Below are 24146 nucleotides of genomic sequence, written 5' to 3' on the forward strand. Positions count from 1 at the left end.
ACAATGGTCGAAGCCCGCGTTTATAGAAGAATGCGGTCTTCGTTTTTCTTGATGGTTGCTTCACCAATTCCTTTCACATTGGTTAAATCAGCTGCTGTTTTAAATGGGCCGTGCTCAGTACGGTAGTCAACTATGCTTTGCGCTTTCTTTTCGCCAATACCTTTCAGCATCGTTGCTATCTCTTCTGCAGAAGCAGTATTGATATTGACCGTAATTTCAATTCCTTCATATTTATCAGCCTTGGTATCAGCGGCCAAACTGAGTGGTGCGAACACCACTAAACACAAGGTTAAAATCCATTTCATATTGAACATATACACTCCAAATTAACGCTCTGAAATAATCCGCCCTAATGTAGGCAAACACTCATCGTCATTGAAGTTTGTTTAAACAAAAATAAAACGGGCCGCTTACGCGACCCGTTTTAGTTAACATGCAAATTACATAATTAGTGCTTAGTTGCTCACAACAAAGTACTCAATGTCTGTGTTAGCACGCAATACAGCGAGAACAGAAGATAGATCCTGCTGAGATGATGCACGTTGCATTTGCATCGCGACTTGATCTTCTAGCGAACTATCTAGTTCCGCTTTCACAGCATCCAGTTCAATCACTACGATGTTGCCTTCAAGGTCTTTCGACTGACCGTAGACAGGTTTGCCATCTACTGGCTTCGCCATTGCAAAGACGGTAGTTGCTAGTGGTGAACGACGGTCAACGGTCTCTTGCTCACCAAATGTTAGGTTGTTTTCCGCAAGAACAGCAGTATTGCCTTCATTCAGAGCAGCTACCACTTTTGTACCTAGCTCTAGAGCACCTTGCTCACCTTTAACGCGAGATAGTTCAGCCACAACTTGGTCTTTCACTTCAGCTAATGGAAGCACTGTTTCGTCACGAGAATCTTCAACACGAACAACAATAATGTGCTCAGGCGCAACTTCAATCGCTTCAGAGTTCAGACCGTCTTCTTTCACTTCTGGGCTCAGTAGTGCTTGCATAACGGCTTGGTTACGTAGAACCTCAGGTGCATCAACTTGAGAGATGAAGTCTGTTGTCTTCACTTCTTGGTTAATGGCTTTAGAAGCATCATCTAGTGAATCAGGGTACTCAAAAGCAACACGCTCAAGCTCGTTTTGAAGCTCGTAGAATTGATCCACCGCTTTTTGGTCTACTAGCTCTTGCTTAATCTCCGCAGCCACTTCATCAAATGGTTTTGCAACGGCATCTTTCAGCTCTTCTAGCTTGATAATGTGGTAGCCAAAGTCAGATTTTACTAGACCAGACATGTCACCTGGGTTCTTAAGTGCAAACGCAGCTTCTTCAAAAGCCGGATCCATAACATCACGTTCGATCCAACCTAAGTCACCGCCGTTTTCAGCACTACCGAAATCATCAGATTTCTCTTGCGCTACCGCAGCAAAATCTGCACCTGAGTTCAATTCATCTAAGATAGCTTGTGCTTTTGCTTCATCATCACCTTCAACAAGAATGTGCGCCACTCGGCGTTGCTCTTCTGAAGAGTATTTGTCTAGATGCTCGTCGTAGTATTTCTTAACGTCTTCATCTGTTACTTGAATCTGCTTCTTAAGTGCTTCAGCAGACAACTCAACGTAAGACACTTTCACTTGCTCTGGACGAGTGAAGTTATCTGGGTTTGCTTTGTAGTAAGCTTGAATTTCTTCGTCAGTTAACTCAACTTTCTTCGCAAACTCTGCCAAATCGATGGTTACAGTGCGGATGTCGCGTGTTTGGGTAAACAGTTTACCCTGAGATTGAACTTCGCCTGGAAGAGTAAACTCACTGCTTTGAAGCGCTGTTAGAAGCTGCTCACGCACCAATTCACGACGCATGTACTCAGCAAAAGAATCAGGAGAGAAACCTGCACGACGTAGCGATGCTTGGTAAATTTCTTGATCAAACTGACCGTTAGATTGGAACTGAGGCATTTCAAGAATCATGCTACGAACTTGAGCATCGCTGATTCGTAAGCCAAGTGCTTCAGCTTGTTGGTCAAGCAATACGTCATTAATCATACGATCAAGCACTGATTTGCGGAAAGATTCAACGTATGCAGGGTCAGCCAACATTTGAGAGAAGTAGTCACCCAATTGAGCCTGCATGCGATTGCGCTCATTTTGGTAAGCCATCTCGAACTCACCACGAGGAATCTCGGTGTTACCTACTTTCGCTGCTGAATTGTTGCTGCCATTCACTAGGTAGCTACCTACACCGGCAAATACGAAAGACAGGATGATAAGTCCAAGGATAATTTTGACCGCGATGCTATTCACGCCTTCGCGTAGTCGATCCATCATAATTTAACTGCTCTCCACAATTGAAGCGTACGGCTTCTAATAGAAAATATAATGACGCGATAATATCAGAAAAAGAAATGCGCATCAGTATGATGCGCATAATTTAAAAAAGTTCGGCTCGAAGTTTGTAAATTTTTGTTCGAAACTTATTGTTTGAGCAAAAGTTATTCAAATGGCCGGCAACAGAATCACGCTTTAATTAGTTACAAGCGTCTTTCAGTGCTTTACCTGCTTTGAAAGCTGGTACTTTTGCTTCTGCGATTTGGATTTCTTCACCAGTTTTTGGGTTACGACCAGTACGTGCAGCACGAGTGCGAACGCTGAATGTACCGAAGCCAACTAGAGCAACTTGATCACCAGACTGAAGTGTGCCACTTACTGCTTCGATGAATGCATCTAGAGCACGACCCGCTGACGCTTTAGAGATGTCTGCATTTTCTGCGATTTGTTCTACTAATTGAGTTTTATTCACTGTGATTTCCCCTTTGTGCCATCTGTGATTATTTTTGTGATGACTTTTCGTTCCATAGTTAAGAAAATATGCTCCAACCCTTATTTTTCAAGGGCTGGCAGCTATCGAAACTAACTTAGCGCCCAAAAAAAACGCTGACAAGCCTTTTTAGGCTTATCAGCGCAAACTTTTACTTATTTTTGCTGCACATCACTATTTTTTAGCTTCAAACTCAACGCCTGTCGGGTCTCGCTCTAGTGCAACTTTCAGAACTTCATCAATCCACCGAACAGGGATAACTTGCAGATCTGCGATAACATTCTCAGGAATCTCTTCCAGATCACGCTCGTTATCTTTCGGGATAAGCACTGTCTTTATGCCGCCACGATGTGCCGCAAGTAACTTCTCTTTTAAGCCACCGATTGGTAATACTTCACCACGTAGGGTGATCTCACCCGTCATCGCAACTTCAGCTTTTACCGGGTTACCGGTCAGAGCCGATACCAAAGCAGTACACATTGCTGTACCCGCACTTGGGCCATCTTTCGGCGTCGCACCTTCAGGCACGTGAACGTGAATGTCTTTTTTCTCGTAGAAATCTGAGTTAATGCCCAGTTTATCTGCACGAGAGCGCACCACGGTCATTGCTGCTTGGATAGACTCTTGCATTACGTCGCCCAGCGAACCTGTTTGAGTCAGCTTTCCTTTACCTGGCATAGATTGAGTTTCAATCGTTAATAGATCGCCACCCACTTCAGTCCAAGCTAGACCAGTAACTTGACCAATTCGGTTGCTTTCATCAGCTTTCCCGTAATCGAAACGTTGAACACCCAAGTATTCTTTTAGGTTGTCCATCGTTACCGTCACTGATTTGATGTCTTTATCTAGCAGGATGTTCTTCACTGCTTTGCGGCAGATCTTAGAAATCTCACGCTCAAGACCACGCACACCCGCTTCACGAGTGTAGTAACGGATAATACCGATGATTGCTGAATCTTCGATGACTATCTCGTTTGGTTTCAAGCCATTACGTTGCACTTGTTTTTCAACAAGGTGACGCTTCGCAATGTTTAGTTTTTCATCTTCGGTGTAACCGGATAGACGAATCACTTCCATACGATCAAGCAACGGACCAGGAATATTCATCGAGTTAGACGTTGCAACAAACATCACATCAGACAAGTCGTAATCCACTTCTAGGTAGTGGTCGTTGAATGAGTTGTTTTGTTCAGGGTCTAACACTTCAAGCAACGCTGAAGCCGGGTCACCACGCATGTCTGAAGACATTTTGTCGATTTCATCCAGAAGGAATAGAGGGTTTTTCACACCAACTTTCGACATTTTCTGAATCAGCTTACCTGGCAATGAACCAATGTAAGTACGACGGTGGCCTCGAATCTCCGCTTCATCACGCACGCCACCTAGGGCCATACGTACGTATTTACGGCCAGTAGCAGATGCAATTGAGCGGCCAAGCGATGTTTTACCCACGCCTGGAGGACCAACAAGACAAAGGATTGGACCTTTTAGCTTGTTAATGCGGTTTTGAACTGCCAAGTATTCCAGAATACGCTCTTTCACGCGCTCTAGACCATAATGGTCTTCGTTCAGAATCTCTTCCGCTTTCGCAAGATTTTTCTTCACTTTAGAACGCTTAGTCCAAGGTACACTTACCATCCAGTCGATGTAGCTACGAACTACTGTCGCTTCTGCGGACATTGGAGACATCATCTTAAGCTTTTGCAGCTCTTGCTCTGTCTTTTCACGTGCTTCTTGCGGCATTTTTGATTCGTCGATCTTCTTTTGCAGAGTCTCAAACTCATCAGGAGCGTCTTCCATCTCACCAAGCTCTTTCTGAATCGCTTTCATTTGCTCATTCAGATAGTACTCACGCTGAGACTTCTCCATTTGCTTTTTCACGCGACCACGAATGCGTTTCTCAACTTGTAGCAAATCAATCTCTGATTCCATCTGGCCCATTAGGAACTCCAGACGCTCAGTAACATCAATAATTTCAAGAACTTGTTGTTTATCAACAAGTTTAAGAGGCATATGTGCCGCAATCGTATCTGCTAGGCGTGCCGCTTCATCGATACCATTCAGTGACGTTAGCACTTCTGGTGGAATCTTTTTGTTTAACTTAATGAAGCCTTCGAATTGGTTGATTGCGCTGCGAACAATCACTTCTTGCTCACGTTCATCCAATTCTGGTGTTACGATGAATTCCGCCTCAGCTAAGAAGAAATCACTTTCTTTGAAATGATTGATTTTTGCGCGCTGCTGACCTTCAACCAGTACTTTTACTGTGCCATCAGGGAGCTTTAGAAGTTGGAGAATGGTAGCTACCGTACCCACTTCGAATAGGTCATCAACCGTTGGTTCATCAGTGTCAGCTTGTTTTTGAGCCACAAGCAGAACTTGTTTGTTTGTTTCCATCGCCGTTTCTAGACAGCTAATCGATTTCTCACGACCAACAAACAATGGAATCACCATGTGCGGGTAGACCACTACGTCACGTAGAGGTAATACCGGGATCTCGATACGCTCGGAACGTTCCAAGTTCATATAATTCTCTCTTCCGCTTTCACGTTTAACGTATTACTTAAGGCAGTATATGGGGGCTAATTGTTTGGATTCAATAAGAGAAATAAAAAAAGGAGGTAATTACTTACCTCCTTTTTCATTCATGGCTGAATTTATTCTGCCCCAGCTGCCTGATTGTCGGCATTGCTGTAAATAAGCAGTGGTTCTGACTCACCATTGATGACGGATTCATCAATCACGACTTTACTTACATCTGTCGCAGATGGCAGTTCGTACATGGTTTCAAGCAGAACACTTTCCAGAATTGAACGCAAACCACGAGCACCTGTCTTACGTTCCATTGCTTTCTTCGCGATAGCACGAAGGGCATCTTCACGGAATTCAAGCTCTGCGTTTTCTAGCTCAAACAATGCTGCATACTGCTTGGTCAGTGCGTTTTTCGGTTCACATAGGATCTGAATCAACGCTTCTTCATCAAGCTCTGTCAGTGTTGTTGTCACAGGAAGACGACCAATGAATTCTGGAATCAAACCATACTTCACTAGATCTTCTGGCTCAACCTGAGTAAACAGTTCGCCGACGGTTTTGGTTTCGTTCTTCGAGCGCACTTCTGCACCAAAGCCGATACCAGTACCCGTAGCTACACGCTGTTCGATAACTTTATCTAAACCAGCAAATGCACCACCACAGATGAACAGGATCTTAGACGTGTCCACTTGTAGGAATTCTTGCTGTGGATGCTTACGACCACCTTGAGGTGGAACTGAAGCAACCGTACCTTCGATAAGTTTCAATAGCGCTTGCTGAACACCCTCACCAGATACGTCACGCGTAATTGATGGGTTTTCAGCTTTGCGAGAAATTTTGTCAATTTCGTCAATGTAAACAATGCCGCGTTCAGCCTTCGCTACATCGTAATCACATTTTTGCAGAAGCTTTTGGATGATGTTTTCAACGTCTTCACCCACATAACCAGCTTCGGTTAGTGTGGTTGCGTCTGCCATTGTGAATGGCACATCCAAGAATCGAGCTAGCGTCTCAGCAAGCAGCGTTTTACCACTACCTGTAGGACCAATTAGAAGGATGTTACTTTTACCAAGCTCCACACCTTCGCTCGTTGTATCACCATTGCGTAAACGCTTGTAGTGGTTATATACCGCAACTGCGAGCACTTTTTTCGCGTAATCTTGTCCGATCACATAGTCGTCAAGGTGTTCACGGATCTGTTTTGGCGTTGGTAACGCTTCAGATTCTTTCTTAGGGAGAACATCCTTGATTTCTTCGCGAATAATATCGTTACATAGGTCGACACACTCGTCGCAAATGTAAACTGACGGACCTGCGATTAGCTTGCGAACTTCGTGCTGACTTTTGCCGCAGAAAGAACAGTACAGCAATTTACCGCTGCCACTTTCTTTGCTTTTATCTGTCATTCGCTAACCTCTTAGCCTTTACTCTTCATGAATGAGTGTATATCAATTTTTGCCAAAATGCGCTGGCTAAATTACGCGCCGCGATGGCTCAACACTGCATCCACGATACCGTATTCCACAGCCTGCTCTGCTGACATGAAGTTGTCACGATCGGTATCGCGTTCAATCACTTCAAGAGGCTGGCCAGTATGTTCTGCTAACAGGTTGTTTAGCTTCTGTTTAATGGTCAGGATTTCCTGAGCATGGATTTGGATATCAGAAGCTTGACCCTGGAAACCACCTAGTGGTTGGTGGATCATCACACGTGAGTTAGGAAGAACGTAACGTTTACCAGCTGCACCACCTGCAAGCAGGAATGCGCCCATAGAACAAGCTTGGCCCATACATACAGTGCTTACATTTGGTTTAATAAACTGCATTGTGTCGTAAATTGACATACCTGCAGTTACGCTGCCACCTGGAGAGTTGATGTATAGGAAAATGTCTTTATCTGGATTTTCAGATTCTAGGAAAAGTAGCTGAGCCACGACAAGGTTTGCCATGTGGTCTTCCACTTGACCAGTTAAAAAAATCACGCGCTCTTTAAGTAGACGTGAGTAGATGTCGTAAGAACGCTCGCCTCGGGAAGTTTGTTCAACCACCATTGGTACTAGTGCGTCCATAATTGGCGACATTGCATTTTTTTCTTGGTAGCTCATATTCTTATGTCCCTAAAATAAATGGCCCGGATGATGACTATCATACGGACCATTGTTAGCAGAATAGTTAACGTTAAGTCAACCTTCTACGCAAGATATTGCTTATTAAGCAGCAGGTTGTTGGTTAAGTAGCTCGTTGAAGCCTACTTCTTTCTCAGTAACCTGTGCCTTAGCGATGATCGCGTCGATTGCTTGCTCTTCTAGAGCTACGTTACGCATGTTGTTCATCATTTGCTCGTTTTGCTCGTAGTAAGCAATAACTTCTGATGGATCTTCGTATGCAGTAGCCATTTCTTCGATTAGAGCTTTCACTTTCTCGTCGTCCGCTTTTAGCTCTTCAGACTTGATTACTTCACCTAGTAGAAGACCAACAACTACGCGACGCTTAGCTTGTTCTTCGAACAGTTCACGTGGAAGCTGTGCAGCTGCTTCTGGGTTACCACCGAAGCGTTGTGCCGCTTGTTGACGTAGAACGTGGATCTCTTGCTCGATAAGTGCAGCAGGAACGTCGATTTCGTTTTCTTTAACTAGACCTTCGATTGCTTGCTCTTTAATGCGAGTCTTAACAGCTTGCTTAAGTTCGCGTTCCATGTTCTTACGTACTTCAGCTTTAAGTGCGTCTACACCGCCTTCAGCAACACCGAACTTAGCAACGAATTCGTCGTTTAGTTCTGGAAGTTCACGAGCTTCAACTTTGTTCACTTTGATTGCAAACTTAGCCGCTTTACCTTTTAGGTTTTCAGCGTGGTAATCTTCTGGGAAAGTTACGTCGATGTCGAATTCCATACCAGCAGTTTTACCTGCAATACCGTCTTCGAAACCAGGGATCATGCGACCAGCGCCCATTTCTAGTGGGAAGTTCTCTGCTTTACCGCCTTCAAACTCTTCGCCGTCGATAGAACCAACGAAATCGATGCTTACGCGTTTGCCAGCTTCTGCTGCTTCTTCAACTTCAACCCAAGTTGCTTGTTGCTTACGTAGAGTTTCGATCATCTCTTCTACGTCTGCTTCTTTAACTTCAGTTAGAGGCTTCTCAACAGTGATGTTTTCTAGGCCTTTTAGTTCAACTTCTGGGTAAACTTCAAAAGTTGCTGTGAAAACTAGGTCTGCACCTTCTTTGTTTTCTACAGGAGCGAAAGTTGGAGCGCCAGCTGGGTTGATTTTCTCTTTTACGATCGCTTCGATGAAGTGACGTTGCATAACTTCACCAAGAACGTCTTGACGTACTGCTTTGCCGTACATCTTAGCAACCATTTTTAGAGGCACTTTACCCTTACGGAAACCATCGAAACGACGGTTTTTAGCGATGTTGCGTAGTTCAGCTGTTACAGCATCTTCGATGTTTGCAGCTGGAACAGTAATGTTTAGACGGCGCTCTAGGCCCTCTAGCGTTTCAACAGTAACTTGCATTATTTATAAACCTCTAAAGTGGCTCGGTTATCCGAGCGTATGAGCGTAACTCTTTAAGTTAACGCTTCATCCTTGTGTAGTGTTCTGTCCGAACACCTAATTTAAAATCGAGTATTGATGCTGATTCTCAGCACCAGACTAATCAGTGATATCTTCGACAGAAATATCAAAGGTATCTCCTATTAGCCTCAGGACAGAATTTTTAGACGCGACATTCTAGCGATCTGTCGCAACCCTGTCGAGCCAATAGCCACTATGTGGACATTGTCTGCGCTAAATTCTCGAAAGCTGACTCATTTTTTTGCCAAAAATGGGATTAAAACACCCAATGAGCGCGTCAGCATATCTAGAATGGGGACAATAGCGACTTTTTCAAGAGAATCGACTGCTTTTTTTATTGAAAAGCGTAAAAAGAGATCTTGCTCTTGTTTTACTCCACAGAGTTGAAAACTAAATCCCCCATCATCCCTACAACCCATTAACATTTCTAAAGGCATAAAAAGGACGTGTAATAGGAATGCAAGGATGTCTCAACGAAATCGTATTTTACTGATTTTTTTCGCCTTATATTTCCTGTGCGCCATTGTGGGCGGGCGCTGGGTGTGGCAACACAGCTATCAATCTTTGCTAGATAAACACCAATCACAGCTCGAACAATTTTCTAGCCACATCAAAAATAAGCTCGATAAATACGCCCATATACCCAATCTTTTAGCCAAAGATGATCCTCTTTTTGAAGCTCTACTGAATCCTTCAAATAGCGCTCAACTCGAAATCACCAATCGCTATCTAGAATCGGTGAACAACGTTATTGAAGCGGCAGATACTTATTTGATTGATCAATGGGGCACGACCATTGCAGCAAGTAACTGGCGTAAAAAGCGCTCTTTTATTGGACGCAACTTTGCTTTTAGACCTTACTTTAAACAAGCCATCAGCGGTGAAAGCAGCCAATATTACGCTCTGGGCTCAACATCCGGCCAACGTGGCTATTACTACTCATATCCAATAATTTATGCTGGCGGCGTGTTGGGCATCGTGGTCGTAAAAATGGATTTGAGTAAAATTGAAGATAACTGGCAACAACCTGACAGCGTGTTCGTGGCCAGCGACCCTCACAATATTGTCTTTATGAGCAGCCGGCAGGATTGGCTATTCAAAAGCCTACAACCGTTAAGTGATGCAGATAAAAAGCAAGTTTGGACGAGTAGACAATATCTCGACACACCGATTCCGACATTGGGCTTTGTCGGCAACTTGAATGCACCAAATTCTGAACTGAAACAAGGCTACCCCTACAATAAAGGGACACTGGTTGTCTCTTCACTGCCTTTACCTGAGTTAAAGCTAACGATTCGTGTGCTTTCGCCAAAACAATCCATCGTTTGGGTTACGATGGGCTATATCGTTGTGCTTACGTTGGCCTTTACGGTTTTGTTCTTGATTGGCCAGTTGATTTATCACCGCCAACAACGTCATTTGCAGTTAGAACGAATCCAACAAGAAGCGAATCAGAAGTTAGAATTTCAAGTCATGGCGAGAACAGCAGAGTTACAGGCTGAAATTGCGCAGCGAACCGAAACGGAGCAAACACTGCGTTTGACCCAAGATGAGTTGATTCAAGCGGCTAAGCTGGCAGTTCTCGGTCAAATGTCAGCGAGCATCAGCCATGAGCTGAATAATCCGTTGGCAGCCATTCGTAGCTTTGCTGAGAATGGAAAATTGTTCCTTCAGAAAGAAAAGTATGACCGAGTGGAAGACAATCTCACTCGCATTTCAGCCCTCACAGACAGAATGGCAAACATCAGCCAGCAATTGCGTTCGTTTGCCAAAAAGGCCAGCGGCAATGAGCTTACCCAAACACGTCTGTTGCCCGTGATAGCCTCATCAAAAGAGCTCATGAAACCCGCTTTTAAATCTGCTCGTGTTCTACTTGCTACCGAACTTCCTACTGACGACATCGAAGTTCAAATCAATACCATTCAATTGGAGCAAGTTCTGGTTAACTTGCTGACGAACGCGATTGAAGCCGTAAAAGAACAACAAGATAAACAAGTGTGGTTGCTCGTTGAAACGGATACGGATGAAAACAAAGTGATGATTCATGTCGATGACAATGGCCCTGGGCTTGGTTCGCACACACTGTCCGAACTTTGCGAACCGTTTTTAACAACTAAAAAGAATGGATTGGGATTAGGACTTTCTATATCTCAGCAAATATTGGCTGGTATGAACGGCAGCTTGAGTGCTCACAACCGAGCCCAAGGTGGCGCTCGATTCTCATTGTGCTTACCAATATGCCAACGCACCGAACAATCAGAAGGATAAGATAATGTGTCAGGTGTTTTTTATTGATGATGAAGCCGACCTTCGATTAGCAATAGAACAAACGTTTGAGCTAGCCGATATCGAAGCGACATTTTTTTCCGATGCGGAATCCGCCTTGTTAGCCATGAAACAAAGCGATGAAGCTGGCGTAATTGTAACCGACATTTGTTTACCCGGCATTTCAGGCATGGACCTGTTAACCACGTTAGTTCAACGCGACCCAAACCTGCCAGTCATCATGATTACAGGCCATGGTGACATCTCTATGGCCGTAAATGCGTTACACCAAGGGGCCTACGATTTTATAGAGAAACCTTTTGCGCCAGAACACTTGGTTGAAACCGTAAAGCGCGCCATTGAAAGACGCCAACTGACGAACGAAAATGAGAAACTTCGTCAATCACTCAAAGCAAGCCAAACGCTTGGCCCCCGAATCATCGGTGAAACCACCAGCATCCAAACGCTACGAGAAACCATCACCCACATTGCTGATACAGATGCCGATATTCTGCTGTTTGGCGAAACAGGTACAGGTAAAGAGCTTATCGCCCGCTCACTGCACGAACAAAGTTCTCGTAGAAACAATAACTTTGTGGCGGTGAACTGTGGCGCGGTGCCAGAAAACTTAATTGAAAGCGAACTCTATGGTCACGAAAAAGGCGCATTTACTGGTGCAGACAGTCGGCGTATTGGTAAGTTTGAATTTGCGCAGGGCGGCACACTCTTCTTAGATGAAATCGAATCGATGCCAATTCAGGCACAAATTCGTTTGTTGCGCGTCCTGCAAGAGCGCGTGATTGAACGCGTTGGCTCAAACGAACTTTTACCTCTCGACATTCGCGTTGTCGCGGCAACGAAAGTGGATCTTAAACGTGCTACGGAACAAGGTACATTTCGTCAAGACCTCTACTACCGCCTCAACGTGGTTACGCTAGATTTGCCTCCCTTACGTGAACGCAAGGAAGACATCCCTGCCCTTTTCCATCATTTTCTTTTAGTCGCGGCGTCGCGCTATGGTAAAAGTTCGCCAAGTCTTTCAGCACAAGATTTGGCTCAGCTAATGGCTCACGATTGGCCGGGAAATGTCCGAGAACTCCGCAATGCAGCAGAGCGTTTCGTTTTATTAGGTAAACTCATCCAATTAGGCGAACCGAGTTCCATCCCCGCCTCAACCAGTAGCCTTGCAGAGCAAGTGGCGGAGTTTGAAAAGGCAGCGATAGAAAATGCGCTACTAGAAAACAATGGCAGCATCAAACAAACGATGGAACAGTTGAATGTACCTCGAAAAACGCTGTATGACAAAATGCAACGCTATCAGATAGATAAAGAGCTCTATAAATAAAACAGGTTCGCACGATTGGTATTATATCCAACTTGAATCATAATTTTTCTAAGGCAATTATTGGGCTCATATGGATATGAATGAAAAAGTGAGGATACCGATCATTACCGATACAGTGATGGTAGACGGCCAGTATCAAGAAGAAAGGCGCTCCGGTGAAGACCGACGTAAAAACAAAAAGAAGTGGCACGGCTATGAGCGCAGAGTCCATCCCGATCCGAGAAAACAAGATTTTAAATCCATAGACGAAGAGGTGTGATTGCTCACACCTCTTTTTGGTTGCGTGAATGTAATCCTGAAAATGTGTTATTTAGTGATTATTTCTGGCCCCATCAAGGTCGTAGGTAACCAAGTTGATACCCAAGGTACATAAGTCACAATTATCAAGAACAAGAACATGACACCCACCCATGGCAATGCCGCTTTTACAACATTCATCATCGACATTCTTGCCACCCCAGCCGTTACAAACAGGTTCAACCCGACTGGTGGCGTTATCATGCCGATTTCCATGTTCACTACCATCATGATACCGAGGTGAATTGGGTCAATTCCCAGCGCAATGGCAATTGGGAACACCAAAGGAGCAACGATGATCAATAAACCCGAAGGCTCCATAAACTGACCGCCGATCAGGAGCAACAAGTTTACAACTATCAAGAACGTAATTGGCCCAAGCCCCGCAGACAGCATCGATTCCGTGATCATCTGAGGGATACGTTCTTCAGTCAGTACGTGTTTTAAGATCAGTGCATTAGCAATGATAAACAGCAGCATGATGGTAAGCTTACCTGCTTCATACAAGGTATGCTTAGTGTCTTCATGCACAAAGGTCTGAATCACTTTGACGATCGCTGGTTTGGTGTTTTGCTTATCAGCAAATGGTCCCATGTCTTTATATATAAAGTTCGCGATAAAGAATGAGTACACCGCCGCAACTGCCGCAGCCTCTGTTGGTGTAAAAATACCGCCATAGATACCGCCAAGGATGATCACCACCAGCAACAACCCCCAACTCGCATCTTTGGCGGCATCAAACGTTTCTTTCCATCCCACGAATGGTTGCTTAGGTAGATTCTTAATCCTCGCCGCAATGTATATAGCGATCATCAACATCACGCCAGCCAGCAAACCCGGGATCACACCACCAAGGAACATACGCCCCACTGACACATCGGTCGCAGCAGCATACACCACCATCACGATCGATGGCGGAATCAAGATCCCCAAAGTACCTGCGTTACAGATAACACCCGCAGCAAACTCTTTCGAGTAACCGTTTTTGATCATCCCCGCAATGACGATACTACCGATAGCGACCACGGTTGCTGGTGAAGAGCCAGACAGTGCTGCAAACATCATACATGCCACAACGGAAGCCATGGCGAGACCACCACGGAACCAACCAACAATGGCAATCGCAAATCGGATGATTCGCTTTGCAACGCCACCTGTCGACATAAAACTTGAGGCCAAAATGAAGAAAGGTATCGCCAACAATGTGTAGTGACCAGCAAAGGCATTAAACAGCGTTTGAGCAACTGACGCCAAAGAAGCATCGGAATGCAGCATTAAGAAAAGAACACTGGAAAGACCCAGAGAAATTGCGATTGGCACACCAATGAGCATGAAGCCAATCACCATTAAAAACAGTAGTAAAATATCCATGGCTTAGCGCTCCTTGTGATCAGAATCGTTCGAGGAACGAGGAGTCATGGCATCGCCAGCTTCACTCATTTCTTCTTTTAAGGCTTCCAGTTCTTCCTCAGCTTCATGACCTGCAATCAAGCGATCCAGCTTGCCTGTAGCGATCTGCCAAGTGACTTGTAAAAAACGGAAAGTGAGCATCGCCATACCAAGCGGCAAAGCGAAATAAGGAATAAAGCGTGGTAGTTTTTCGTAGCGCTCGCCTTCATTAAGCCAATCCGCTAAGAACTGTAAAAACTCAGGCATTGGGATATCGTCGGTTTCATACCATGCGCGCTCTGTCGCAAAGGGATACCAATAATTCCAAGCACCAATCAAAAGCAGAATCGAAAAGGTTAGGCAGCAGGCCGCTGCGACTAGCGCAAGGAGTTTACGGCGCCCTTCAGGCACGATATTGATGATGACATCCACGCCAATGTGAAAGTGTTTTTTCACACCGTACGAAGCGCCAACTAAAACCATCCACGCGAACATGAATACGGTGAGCTCTAACGCCCAGAGAATATTATCGTTAAAGACATAGCGAAAAATGACATTAGCAAACGTCAGCAATGTCATCGCACCTAAGAAGAAAGCAATCAAGGTTTCTTCAATGGCATCGGTGATTCGTCCAGCCTTGGCAAAAAAAGTCGGTTCCATAATTACATCACGTCATCAGTAAAGGGGAAAAAGCCCTCATCCTCAGCTCGGCTTAGAGAGAGTCCGAGGGCGAATGGATATCGTTTTTGTTATTGTTGGTTTGAAGCCAAAGCCGCTTCAATCAGGTCAGAACCAATGTCTTTCTCAAACTTTTTCCACACTGGTTGCAGAGCCGTCACCCACTCTTGACGCTGCTCTGGCGTTAGCGTACGAACCACACCACCCGCTTCGATGATGTTGTTTTTATTCGCCAAGTTCACTTTGGTCGATTCCGCGTTACGCTCAACAGTCACTTCTTGAATGATGGTATTGAGCTGTTCACGCTGATCTTCTGGTAGCTTCTGCCAAAAATCGTTCGACGTCACAACGAGGTAATCCAAAATACCGTGGTTGGTTTCCGTGATGCCATCTTGAACTTCGAAGAACTTCTTACCGTAGATGTTTGACCAAGTGTTCTCTTGACCATCGATAACCTTCGTTTGTAGACCGCCGTAAACTTCTTTGAAGGACATTTTTTGAGGGTTTGCGCCAAGTTGCTCGAACTGGGCAACAAGAACGTCAGAAGCTTGGACGCGGAACTTAAGTCCTTTCGCATCGCTTGGCACCATCAGAGGTTTATTGGCAGACATTTGCTTCATACCGTTGTGCCAGAACGCAATGCCTTGTAGACCACGACGTTTCATTGAGTTTTTCAGCTTCTCTCCCGCTTCAGAGTTTTGGAAGCGGTCAACAGCAGCGACATCATCAAACAAGAAAGGCAGATCGAAAAGGCGATACTTCTTGGTGAATTTCTCAAACTTAGAAAGAGAAGGAGCAGCGAGTTGAACATCACCATTTAGAAGAGCTTCCAACACTTTGTCATCATCGTAAAGCGTTGAGTTTGGAAACACCTGCATGCACACTTTGCCGTTCATTTCTTCGTTGACACGTTTTTCAAGCAACGAAGCAGCAATGCCTTTTGGGTGTTTGTCCGCATTAGTCACGTGGCTGAATTTGATGACCGTTTCACCTGGGTCACAATTCGCAGCGGCATTAAAACTGGTAACAGCAAGAGCAGAGACAGATAGTAGGGTTAGAGGCTTTAACATTATTATTCTCCTTGATAAATCACATCCCATCCCGTCCATGAAGTTAAGGTGATGGGTACGGATGTTCATCAAAGAGCAATTAACAGACCAACTATTTTTTTATTTAAAATCAATCCATTAAAATATTAAAGTTGACAAGCGAGAGCCAAAAGGAGGGAAATCCACCCACAAACCTAAAGGATATGGGTGGGAAATGACCCATTTATGAGGAGCAGCTGATCTCCATCTTTTTCCCCCACTCTGGCGGCAATTTGGCATACGCCTCAAACTCTGGTTGCGAATCGTATGGATGGCGAAGTATCTCAGCAAGACGATGAACTTCGCTGAAATCCCCTTCCTCAGCTTTATCGATAGCCAATTGCGCAAGGTAGTTGCGAAGAATGTATTTCGGGTTGGCTTGGCGCATCTGTTCACAACGTTGCTCGGCTGAAATCGGCTCACCAATTTCATCTACCTCCAGCTCACATCGAGCCAAATACAAATCAAGCCACGCTTGGGCGGCTTCCCGGTCAATAAACAAATCGATGACCTCTTGCGCTGGCTGTTTATCGAGGTTGGACAACGCTCTAAAGAATCGCGTGTAGTCGGTATGATTCTGATTAAGCAGTTCAAACATCGACTCAAACAAACGTCCGTCTTCTGCAATTTTTGTTTTCAAACCCAGCTTACTGCGCATCAAGCGGCTAAACTGCTGGCTTAAACGCCTTTCAAATTGGCTCAGTGCCTGTTCTAAATCTTCTCGCTCGACGAGCGGTGATAAGGCATGTGCCAAAGCAGAAAGATTCCACAGGGCAATTCGCGGTTGCTGCTCGAACGCATAACGCCCCTGATAATCAGAATGGTTACAAATGTACCCCGATTCATAATCGTCGAGAAAACCAAATGGCCCGTAATCAAAGGTTTGCCCGAGAATTGACATGTTATCGGTGTTCATCACGCCATGAGCAAACCCATACGCTTGCCAGTAAGCAATCATGTCCGCTGTTTTCTGAACAATTTCACCAAACATTGCAGCGTATGGCTTCTCTGCCGACGCACAATCAGCAAAGTGCCACTCGATGACTTTGTCCGCCAGCAACTTTTGCTCTGCCAATTGATTGGTATAGAAAAGGTGCTCGAAATGGCCAAAACGCACGTGGGTCTCCGCCATACGAATCAACATTGCGCCGAATTCTGTTTTCTCGCGATAAACAGGCGTGTCACTGACCATCATGCCAAGAGCACGAGTCGTCGGGATCCCAAGCCCCGCCATGGCTTCGCTGCATAGATACTCACGAATGGTTGAGCGCAACACCGCCCTGCCGTCCCCCATGCGCGAGTAGGGTGTTAGCCCCGCGCCTTTAAGGTGAATATCAAACCAAGTGCCATTTTGATGCTCAATTTCCGCCAACAGCAATCCACGTCCATCACCCAAGTCTGGGTTGTAGACGCCAAACTGATGCCCTGCGTATTTCATCGCCAGAGGACGAAACGGTTCGAATTCGCTTTGCCCAGAAAAAACCGCCAATAGCTCATCGTTTTGCTCTGCTGGTAAACCAAACTGCTGCGCAAACTCACCATTCCAAGCAACCCAGCGAGTATTATCCAAGGGTTGTGGCTCAACCAAAGTATAGAAAGCTGACGGTAGTTGACTAAAGCGATGGGTGAAACTGACCCGTTGCCAAATGGACATGTGGGGTTCCTTAATAAAAAGAAGTACTGTTGTCAGTATACGTGTGAACGTCACTGTCATTCAGCCATGAAATGGGCATGGGTATTTTGCATGAATAACGCGAAGACGGCAGGAAAGGTATTCACCCGCTACATACCACCTCACAAACGGAGGTGGTATGTAAAAACGATCAAATTGATTAAGCGGAAAATTCTTCACCCGTTTTTGGTGGCTCTGATGGCGTATCAAAACGAGCGCGTTCGATATCCACGACCGTTTTATAGCTCAACGATAACAATGCCAGCTGGTACGCGCCGAAAATACCATAGGCAACGCCAACAAAACTCAGCATGAAGAAATTCGTAAAGTGGCTAAAGATAAGCTGACTGAGTAATCCTGCACCTAATGGAATTAATCCCATCAAAATGAATACTTGCTTGTTGTATGGTCTGCTTTGGTTCCATGAACGACGCAAACTGCGCGGCTGATGATCCATTGCGGTCGCTGGCAGAACAAACGACCAACGCGCCATCACCCAATAGCCTGGAATGCTTGCAACTGTTGTGATAAACGCCATGGCGACAAAATCGGGTTCACCGCTTTCTGCAATGTAGATAAACGACAATACAAAGATTGGGATACCAATGACGAGCATCATCATCAGTCCAAACAATATCCACCAGCCAATGAAACGGAATTCTCGGGCCGACAAACGAAACACATCCAACGCCGAGTGCATGTAATCGCCAACCAAATAAATCCGGTGCACACGCACAGCAGCCATCGCAGCAACAAGTGGGTATAAAACGATTGTGACGAAATAAAATCCCGTGATGTTTCCTTCTTGGGCGCTCGCTTGATCTTGCCCCGTCATTTCAGGATACATAAACACAAAAATTGAGTGCACGATGATTAATGGAATACACGCAATGACAATTGCGAGTAGGTTCCTTCTGACCATCACTGCCGCTTCTCGGCATATTGCCGAAACAGAAAAGTCCTCGGTTGACATACAACATCCTTAATTTGTAAAAATCTGCCCCTAGGGTAACCGCAGAGTAGAAAAATCGCTTTTAAAATAATGAGAAACACATCTCATAAGATAATGAGAGCAAATTCGAAATAAATCAGACACAAAAAATAAGCCACTCGATGCGAGTGGCTTATACCGTAAATTTAATACCGTTTTAGACGCGGCGTCGCCAGCCCAATACCGCGAGTAACATCAGAGCCCAATAAGAAACACTGCCGCCACCCTCCGAGTTTTTGAACGTCGTTGTTTTCAAAGAAGCAACAACCGTCACGGTCACTTCACCCGTTGCAGTAGCACCTTTGCCATCCGAAACCGTGTATTGCAGCTTGATGCCGTCAGCCGGACTATCCGGTGCTTGAAAGCGGATTTTTCCGTTCTCTACACTCGCGATTCCTACGCCCGTTAAGTTTTGTACACTTTGTACAACCAGTTTATCGCCGTTCACGTCCGAATCATTGCCCGCTGCATCAATCACAATGCTTTCACCGACGGCGACTGTCGCCGTATCCGCTAGCGTAATTGGAGCTGAGTTTTGCACGGTTAAATCGATGGTCGCACTGGAAGTCTCGTTACTTGGATCCGCAACCGTAAGACGGAATGTCAGAACCTCACCCGCCTTTGCACCTTGAGGCACCGTAAAGCTAGCGCTAACACTGGTTGCATTGCCAAGAGAAACTGAAGTGCCAGCCAACTGCTCCCATCGATAACTCAACACGTCACCATCGGCATCCGTACTATTTAACGCAGACAGCGTGACTCGCTGCCCAACCGTCATGTCTTGATTATCAACATTAATCACGGCAACTGGCGCTTCGTTGCTGCCAAGCACTTCCACCTGAACATTCACGATTGAAGATGAGTAGGCACCATCAATCGACAACAAACGATATTGAAAACGATCCAAACCAACAAAGTTCATTTCAGGTTGGTACTGATTACCCGAAATGGTGCCATGTTCTGGTTGTTGAACGATGTCCACATTGAACTGATAACCAACGGCCATAAAGTCATTGTCCATCAAGTTCAACTCGATTGACTTGTTCTTATCGGTTTGCAATGAGTCTGCTTTTGCCTCAACGACATGACTCGCATCCACATTCAGCAGCGCGGCAAACGGTACGAAAGAGAAGCCTGTCTGATTCAAACCAAATGTGTACATGTTGCTATTGCTGCCTGTCCACATCGCAGGTAAAGAGGATTTTTCTGTTTTTAGAACACGACCAAAATCAAAGTTCGCTTCAAACTCACCGCCTTCCAATTCCACCACCAACAGATGCTGACCAGCACTTAGTTGACTTGGCTGAGGGAATAAGATTCGTGATGATTTTTGGAAAGAACCTTGTTGTAGCAGTTCAGCGCTGTCTTGGTCTAACACCAACCGGTAACCCGCATTACCTGAGAATGGGAATCGCCATACTCGGTAAGTCATATCACTTTGAAGGCTGCTTCTTTGCGCGTACAGCTGAATACCATCCAGTTCTGTAGCGTTATTTAAATCGAGTGAAACCGCCAGCGTATTTGTGCCACTAGCAAACACATAACCTTGATAGAGAGAGTTCAGCCAAGCCGATTTGTTTGGCTCGCTCGCTTGCTCAAGGGAGAAACTGCCGCCATTCGTACTGCTAGCAATGTTAGAAATACGAACACCAGTTTCAAACCCAGCAATTACTTGAAGTCCTGGATTAGAAGTGTCGGAAATCTCAGTGCCACCGTTAGGATACAAATCGCCGGCATCACTGCTTCCATCATTTTCTAACTCATTCAGACCATCAGCCTGCATGATTTGAACCTGCATCGCGCCAACATCGTTAAAGCGGTTCTGGACGTTCACAGACGTCGCCAATACCCCTTCTGCCGCCAATGCTCGGTCGTAACCGCTAAAGGTACGGTTTTCCAAATACACGCGTGGGCCAAACTCTTTTAAGTATGGGTCGAGATACACCAATTTGACGTCGTCGTTATTCACGGAAATAGGCGTCGGGCTTTCATGAGTGATCGTTGGTACAACGAAACCAGCCGCGTGTTTGCTCCATGCGCTCATGTTAACGGGCGTATCACCTGAGTACGAATCACCCGGTTTCTTCGCCCATGAACCAGCACCCATCACGCCCCAAGAACCGATCGAGGCGTCACTGTTCCTTGCGTACAAATCCGGTAAGCCAAGCATTAAATGGCCAAGCTCATGTACGATCACACCCAACGTCGCTTGATGATCAACTTGGTAGTCAGCAAACACGCAATAGTCAGTGATCTTTTTGCCATCTAGCGTGACATCATTGTGAGAGAATTTGTGCGGCCAGATAGCAGGACGGTCAAGGAATCCGGTTGAACGATCGCCACCAGCAAAGATAAACATCACTGACAACTCTGAAGGTTCAACGGTTCCATCTTGGTTACTGTCGTAAGCAGAAAGATTGAAGTACGGATCCAGTTTTTGGTAGGCCTCTGTAAACACGGCGTTCAGCTTGGCCGTACATGTGGTGTCGCTAGAACTAGAGTGACAATTTGGGTGGCTTTGTGCCACGGTCACATTGATTACACCATCATTCGCGGTGCCGTAACTCTCGATAGCTGGGACGACTTTGAATTTACCTTGAGAGTTTTTATCAAAGTAATCCACAACGCTTTGGCCATTCGTGTCGAAAACACGTTGCTCGAAATTGTGCACCATCGCTTGATCGTTAAAAGAAACCTGCACAACCAACAAAGGCTGCTGTTTCACGCTCGAGCTGCTCATCGCCTGATAACCTTGTGCCGTGCGCAATAAGTTTTGGCGAGCCATAGGTTCAATCGCTTTTAACGAAGACAGCTCCGGCTTAACTTGCACGTCCGGACGAAACTTCGCTGAATCAGGCGCATCACTGGATTGGGTTTTCTCAATACCAGTCGAGAGCAACTCAGGGGTGTCTGAATTACGCTGGATCTGAGCAAAAAACCAAACACCATCTTCCTGAATCAAGGCATTGCCTTGTTTGTCTTCAAACCAATGGAAATCAGCAGTTCCGCGTAAAATCGCCTCGCTATTGCTTCCGTCACTCAGCGTGATCGGATGCCAAATTGGCGATGGTGGGGTCGTTGCCATACTGTTTCCGGCAACAAGTGCAGTCAGCATGGTCAAGGCAAAGGTGTGGAATTTCAAAGTACAGCTCCATCTTTTCAATTCACCATGCGTAAAACGAACTCAGATACCCATCAATTTAATGAGCGGTTACCTGATGGTTATTTACGCATTAGATATAAATTAAGTGAATGAATGGTACAGAAATGAAAGGATAAGGGAATGCTGACAAGGGGATCAAAAAGAAAATTTGAGCAGAAGACCACGTTATTTATAAATGTTTGAGCGCCGATGACCAATCGACGCTCAAAAAAGTCAAAATATCACTTTAAATTCAAAGCGTTAATTTACATTCATTTTGCTTATTACTGACAAATCAACCAGTAAGAACCGTGTCTTCTGGGTACTTAATCAAGGTTGGCTCTGGTCTCGCTAACATATATGCGAGCGTCAAAGGCCCAATACGGCCAATGATCATCACGACGATCATGATGTACTTTCCAGGCTCTGAAAGCTCTGCCGTCAAACCTGCAGTAAGCCCAACCGTTGCAAAAGCAGAAATCGTTTCGAACATCACTTTGTCAAAAGAAGCTTTCTCCGTCAGCATCAACAAAAACATCGCGGTGGTGAGAATTGCTCCGCTCACCACAATGATTGCCAGTGACTTCGTTACCGTTGGCCAGTTTACCGTTCTCTTAAACATCACCACGTGTTTCTTTTGACGCAAGAACGTCCACGTCGCCATAAACGCGACAGCAAAAGTAGACACCTTGATACCGCCACCCGTAGAGGTCGAACCCGCACCAATCAACATCAAAACGATCATGATGAGTAATGCCGGTTGCGTGAACTGCGTTAAATCAACACTGTTAAAACCCGCTGTCCGCGCACTGGCTGATTGGAAGAAAGCGGCCAACCATTGCCCGCCAGTAGTGAGTGACCCCATGGTGTTGGAGTTGTGACGTTCCAAAAGCCAAAACAGCACCGTTCCCACCAACAGCAGTAACGGCGTGGCAATCAGCATGATTTTGGTGTGAATATGTAAGAAGTGGAAACCTTTACGCCAATGTCGCCAAACGTCCCCAATCACAGTAAAACCCAAGCCGCCAAAGATAAACAGACCAGCTAAGGTGAAACTCACTAACGGATCGTTGACAAAACTCATCATGCTGTCAGAGAAGAGAGCGAAGCCAGCATTGTTGAAAGCCGAAATAGAATGAAACAGCGCATAGAACATGCCCGTCTGCCAACCCATTTCTGGCACCCAACGATACGAGAGGAAAACAAAACCAATCGCCTCTGCCACCAGCGCAAATGTGACGATCTTTTTCACCAAACGACGTAGGTTGACTTGCCTTTCTTGGCCAAGAGCTTCTTTGGCTAACGCTTGCTGACGTAGACTCAAGCGCACCCCAAACATATAGAGCAACACCGCAGATAAGGTCATTTGCCCTAAGCCGCCGATCTGCATCAAACACATCAGAAGAATTTTACCCGCGAGCGTAAAATGTTGGCCGGTATCGACCACACCCAACCCAGTCACACTGATGGCTGAAGTCGCGGTAAACAACGCGTCAGTAATAGACAGACCTGAAACCGAAAAAATCGGTAGCGTAAGCAGAACAGCAGAAGGCAATAACACTCCGAGAAAGCTCAGCAATATAATGCGCGGTTCGCCACCTTTCGCTTTATCTCGTTTGCCGTCTGGGACGTAAAAAACGCCTCTCTGATGAAATTGCGTCATAATGATTTCAGCTTGTTTGCCAACTTGTCTTGCGGGCCAACCACAATAATGAGATCGCCGATTTCAAGCGTGGTGCTCATATCGGGCGCTTTGATGATTTCAGGGCCACGTTTAAAGCCCAACACTTGCACGCCTTCGACCTTGCACAGCGCCAAATCGCTTAACGTTTTACCCATCAAACGCGAGCCAACAACAAACTCCGTCATTGCTAATCCGCTGCCCAATGGATGAAATTCGAGTACGCGTTTATCCAGCATTTTGCGCGCCACACGAATGCCCATATCGCGCTCTGGCATGATGATGTGGTCTGCGCCAATTTTTTGCAGAACGCGAGCTTGGAATCGGTCGTTAGCTTTTACCCATACCGATTTTACACCCGCCTCTTTTGCTATCAGAGTAGCAAGAATACTGGCATTCACGTCCGCACCAATGGCAATCATCACCATGTCGTAATCATCGAGCTTGAGCTCTGCGACCGTTTCTTCATGAGTACAATTTGCCACAATGGCCTGACTCACAAAACCTGCAGCTTCTTTCACTCGATCTTCATTGATGTCGACCGCTAAGACTTGTGACCCAGAATCTTGTAATTCTTTACATACCGCCAAACCAAATCGGCCAAGACCAATAACAGCGAATTGCTTATCACCTGTTTTCATTCGTGCCTCATTTATGCATTCATTAGCAAGCGCGAAAGTCTGCGCC

19 protein-coding genes are annotated in these 24146 nt (G+C 45.5%); 3 read left to right on the forward strand and 16 right to left on the reverse strand.

The window, feature by feature from the left end:
• Positions 1-20: 20 nt before the first annotated feature.
• From ACF8CV_RS16040 to ACF8CV_RS16075, 8 genes are all read right to left on the reverse strand, one after another.
• Positions 21-305, reverse strand: coding sequence for a ComEA family DNA-binding protein (locus ACF8CV_RS16040; protein ID WP_021449594.1), 285 nt, complete (start codon positions 303-305; stop codon positions 21-23).
• Between the two features lie 150 nt (positions 306-455).
• Positions 456-2315, reverse strand: coding sequence for a peptidylprolyl isomerase (ppiD, locus tag ACF8CV_RS16045; RefSeq protein WP_005495983.1), 1860 nt, complete (start codon positions 2313-2315; stop codon positions 456-458).
• Positions 2316-2514: 199 nt separating this feature from the next.
• Positions 2515-2787, reverse strand: coding sequence for an HU family DNA-binding protein (locus tag ACF8CV_RS16050; protein ID WP_005382341.1), 273 nt, complete (start codon positions 2785-2787; stop codon positions 2515-2517).
• Positions 2788-2979: 192 nt separating this feature from the next.
• On the reverse strand, positions 2980-5331 hold the full coding sequence (gene lon, locus ACF8CV_RS16055) for an endopeptidase La (RefSeq protein WP_015296438.1): 2352 nt from the start codon (positions 5329-5331) through the stop codon (positions 2980-2982).
• A gap of 131 nt (positions 5332-5462) precedes the next feature.
• Entirely contained in the window at positions 5463-6743 is a 1281-nt protein-coding gene (gene clpX / locus ACF8CV_RS16060) for an ATP-dependent protease ATP-binding subunit ClpX (RefSeq protein ID WP_005460618.1), read from the reverse strand.
• 71 nt (positions 6744-6814) lie between these two features.
• Positions 6815-7441: an ATP-dependent Clp endopeptidase proteolytic subunit ClpP gene (gene clpP, locus ACF8CV_RS16065; RefSeq protein WP_005460620.1), complete on the reverse strand. Its 627-nt coding sequence runs from the start codon at positions 7439-7441 to the stop codon at positions 6815-6817.
• A gap of 105 nt (positions 7442-7546) precedes the next feature.
• On the reverse strand, positions 7547-8851 hold the full coding sequence (gene tig / locus ACF8CV_RS16070) for a trigger factor (protein ID WP_005460612.1): 1305 nt from the start codon (positions 8849-8851) through the stop codon (positions 7547-7549).
• A 293-nt stretch (positions 8852-9144) separates the two neighbouring features.
• Positions 9145-9330, reverse strand: coding sequence for a hypothetical protein (locus ACF8CV_RS16075; RefSeq protein WP_005482581.1), 186 nt, complete (start codon positions 9328-9330; stop codon positions 9145-9147).
• Positions 9331-9376: 46 nt separating this feature from the next.
• Here ACF8CV_RS16075 and ACF8CV_RS16080 point away from each other — a divergent pair, with 46 nt between their 5' ends.
• The 3 genes from ACF8CV_RS16080 to ACF8CV_RS16090 all read left to right on the forward strand — a co-directional run bounded on the left by ACF8CV_RS16080 (position 9377) and on the right by ACF8CV_RS16090 (position 12780).
• The gene (locus ACF8CV_RS16080; RefSeq protein WP_005487692.1) at positions 9377-11179 is read left to right on the forward strand and encodes an ATP-binding protein; all 1803 of its coding nucleotides are present in this window, start codon (positions 9377-9379) and stop codon (positions 11177-11179) included.
• 4 nt (positions 11180-11183) lie between these two features.
• Positions 11184-12521, forward strand: coding sequence for a sigma-54 dependent transcriptional regulator (locus ACF8CV_RS16085; RefSeq protein WP_140317086.1), 1338 nt, complete (start codon positions 11184-11186; stop codon positions 12519-12521).
• 76 nt (positions 12522-12597) lie between these two features.
• Positions 12598-12780 carry a hypothetical protein gene (locus ACF8CV_RS16090; RefSeq protein ID WP_021451574.1) on the forward strand — a complete coding sequence of 61 codons (183 nt, stop codon included), beginning with the start codon at positions 12598-12600 and terminating at the stop codon, positions 12778-12780.
• Between the two features lie 47 nt (positions 12781-12827).
• On the opposite strand, the gene ACF8CV_RS16095 is transcribed toward ACF8CV_RS16090, so the two are convergent.
• The 8 genes from ACF8CV_RS16095 to ACF8CV_RS16130 all read right to left on the reverse strand — a co-directional run bounded on the left by ACF8CV_RS16095 (position 12828) and on the right by ACF8CV_RS16130 (position 24100).
• Positions 12828-14189 carry a TRAP transporter large permease gene (locus ACF8CV_RS16095; protein WP_005495990.1) on the reverse strand — a complete coding sequence of 454 codons (1362 nt, stop codon included), beginning with the start codon at positions 14187-14189 and terminating at the stop codon, positions 12828-12830.
• Positions 14190-14192: 3 nt separating this feature from the next.
• Positions 14193-14867 (reverse strand): TRAP transporter small permease, encoded by a 675-nt coding sequence (locus ACF8CV_RS16100; RefSeq protein ID WP_020904055.1) that lies wholly within the window; start codon positions 14865-14867, stop codon positions 14193-14195.
• 89 nt (positions 14868-14956) lie between these two features.
• On the reverse strand, positions 14957-15955 hold the full coding sequence (locus tag ACF8CV_RS16105; RefSeq protein WP_005479018.1) for a TRAP transporter substrate-binding protein: 999 nt from the start codon (positions 15953-15955) through the stop codon (positions 14957-14959).
• A gap of 202 nt (positions 15956-16157) precedes the next feature.
• Entirely contained in the window at positions 16158-17627 is a 1470-nt protein-coding gene (locus tag ACF8CV_RS16110) for a protein adenylyltransferase SelO (RefSeq protein ID WP_392417183.1), read from the reverse strand.
• Positions 17628-17805: 178 nt separating this feature from the next.
• Complete coding sequence (locus tag ACF8CV_RS16115; RefSeq protein ID WP_078230355.1) at positions 17806-18618, reverse strand: sugar transporter; 813 nt, start codon at positions 18616-18618, stop codon at positions 17806-17808.
• Positions 18619-18793: 175 nt separating this feature from the next.
• Complete coding sequence (locus tag ACF8CV_RS16120) at positions 18794-21778, reverse strand: M6 family metalloprotease domain-containing protein (protein ID WP_392417186.1); 2985 nt, start codon at positions 21776-21778, stop codon at positions 18794-18796.
• A gap of 295 nt (positions 21779-22073) precedes the next feature.
• A complete protein-coding gene (locus ACF8CV_RS16125) occupies positions 22074-23441 on the reverse strand; it encodes a TrkH family potassium uptake protein (RefSeq protein ID WP_392417189.1) in 1368 nt (455 codons plus the stop codon).
• Positions 23438-24100, reverse strand: coding sequence for a TrkA family potassium uptake protein (locus tag ACF8CV_RS16130; protein ID WP_005460581.1), 663 nt, complete (start codon positions 24098-24100; stop codon positions 23438-23440). The genes ACF8CV_RS16125 and ACF8CV_RS16130 overlap by 4 nt, the downstream gene beginning before the upstream one ends.
• Positions 24101-24146 lie beyond the last annotated feature (46 nt).

Source organism: Vibrio sp. zbq_1, assembly GCF_043102935.1.
Taxonomy (GTDB): domain Bacteria; phylum Pseudomonadota; class Gammaproteobacteria; order Enterobacterales; family Vibrionaceae; genus Vibrio; species Vibrio parahaemolyticus.

Coding starts and splice junctions, on each gene's coding strand:
- ACF8CV_RS16040 (WP_021449594.1), bottom strand. CDS start 305: ATGAAATGGATTTTAACCTTGTGTTTAGTGGTGTTCGCACCACTCAGT.
- ppiD (WP_005495983.1), bottom strand. CDS start 2,315: ATGATGGATCGACTACGCGAAGGCGTGAATAGCATCGCGGTCAAAATT.
- lon (WP_015296438.1), bottom strand. CDS start 5,331: ATGAACTTGGAACGTTCCGAGCGTATCGAGATCCCGGTATTACCTCTA.
- clpX (WP_005460618.1), bottom strand. CDS start 6,743: ATGACAGATAAAAGCAAAGAAAGTGGCAGCGGTAAATTGCTGTACTGT.
- clpP (WP_005460620.1), bottom strand. CDS start 7,441: ATGAGCTACCAAGAAAAAAATGCAATGTCGCCAATTATGGACGCACTA.
- tig (WP_005460612.1), bottom strand. CDS start 8,851: ATGCAAGTTACTGTTGAAACGCTAGAGGGCCTAGAGCGCCGTCTAAAC.
- ACF8CV_RS16075 (WP_005482581.1), bottom strand. CDS start 9,330: ATGGGTTGTAGGGATGATGGGGGATTTAGTTTTCAACTCTGTGGAGTA.
- ACF8CV_RS16080 (WP_005487692.1), top strand. CDS start 9,377: ATGTCTCAACGAAATCGTATTTTACTGATTTTTTTCGCCTTATATTTC.
- ACF8CV_RS16085 (WP_140317086.1), top strand. CDS start 11,184: ATGTGTCAGGTGTTTTTTATTGATGATGAAGCCGACCTTCGATTAGCA.
- ACF8CV_RS16090 (WP_021451574.1), top strand. CDS start 12,598: ATGAATGAAAAAGTGAGGATACCGATCATTACCGATACAGTGATGGTA.
- ACF8CV_RS16095 (WP_005495990.1), bottom strand. CDS start 14,189: ATGGATATTTTACTACTGTTTTTAATGGTGATTGGCTTCATGCTCATT.
- ACF8CV_RS16100 (WP_020904055.1), bottom strand. CDS start 14,867: ATGGAACCGACTTTTTTTGCCAAGGCTGGACGAATCACCGATGCCATT.
- ACF8CV_RS16105 (WP_005479018.1), bottom strand. CDS start 15,955: ATGTTAAAGCCTCTAACCCTACTATCTGTCTCTGCTCTTGCTGTTACC.
- ACF8CV_RS16110 (WP_392417183.1), bottom strand. CDS start 17,627: ATGTCCATTTGGCAACGGGTCAGTTTCACCCATCGCTTTAGTCAACTA.
- ACF8CV_RS16115 (WP_078230355.1), bottom strand. CDS start 18,618: ATGTCAACCGAGGACTTTTCTGTTTCGGCAATATGCCGAGAAGCGGCA.
- ACF8CV_RS16125 (WP_392417189.1), bottom strand. CDS start 23,441: ATGACGCAATTTCATCAGAGAGGCGTTTTTTACGTCCCAGACGGCAAA.
- ACF8CV_RS16130 (WP_005460581.1), bottom strand. CDS start 24,100: ATGAAAACAGGTGATAAGCAATTCGCTGTTATTGGTCTTGGCCGATTT.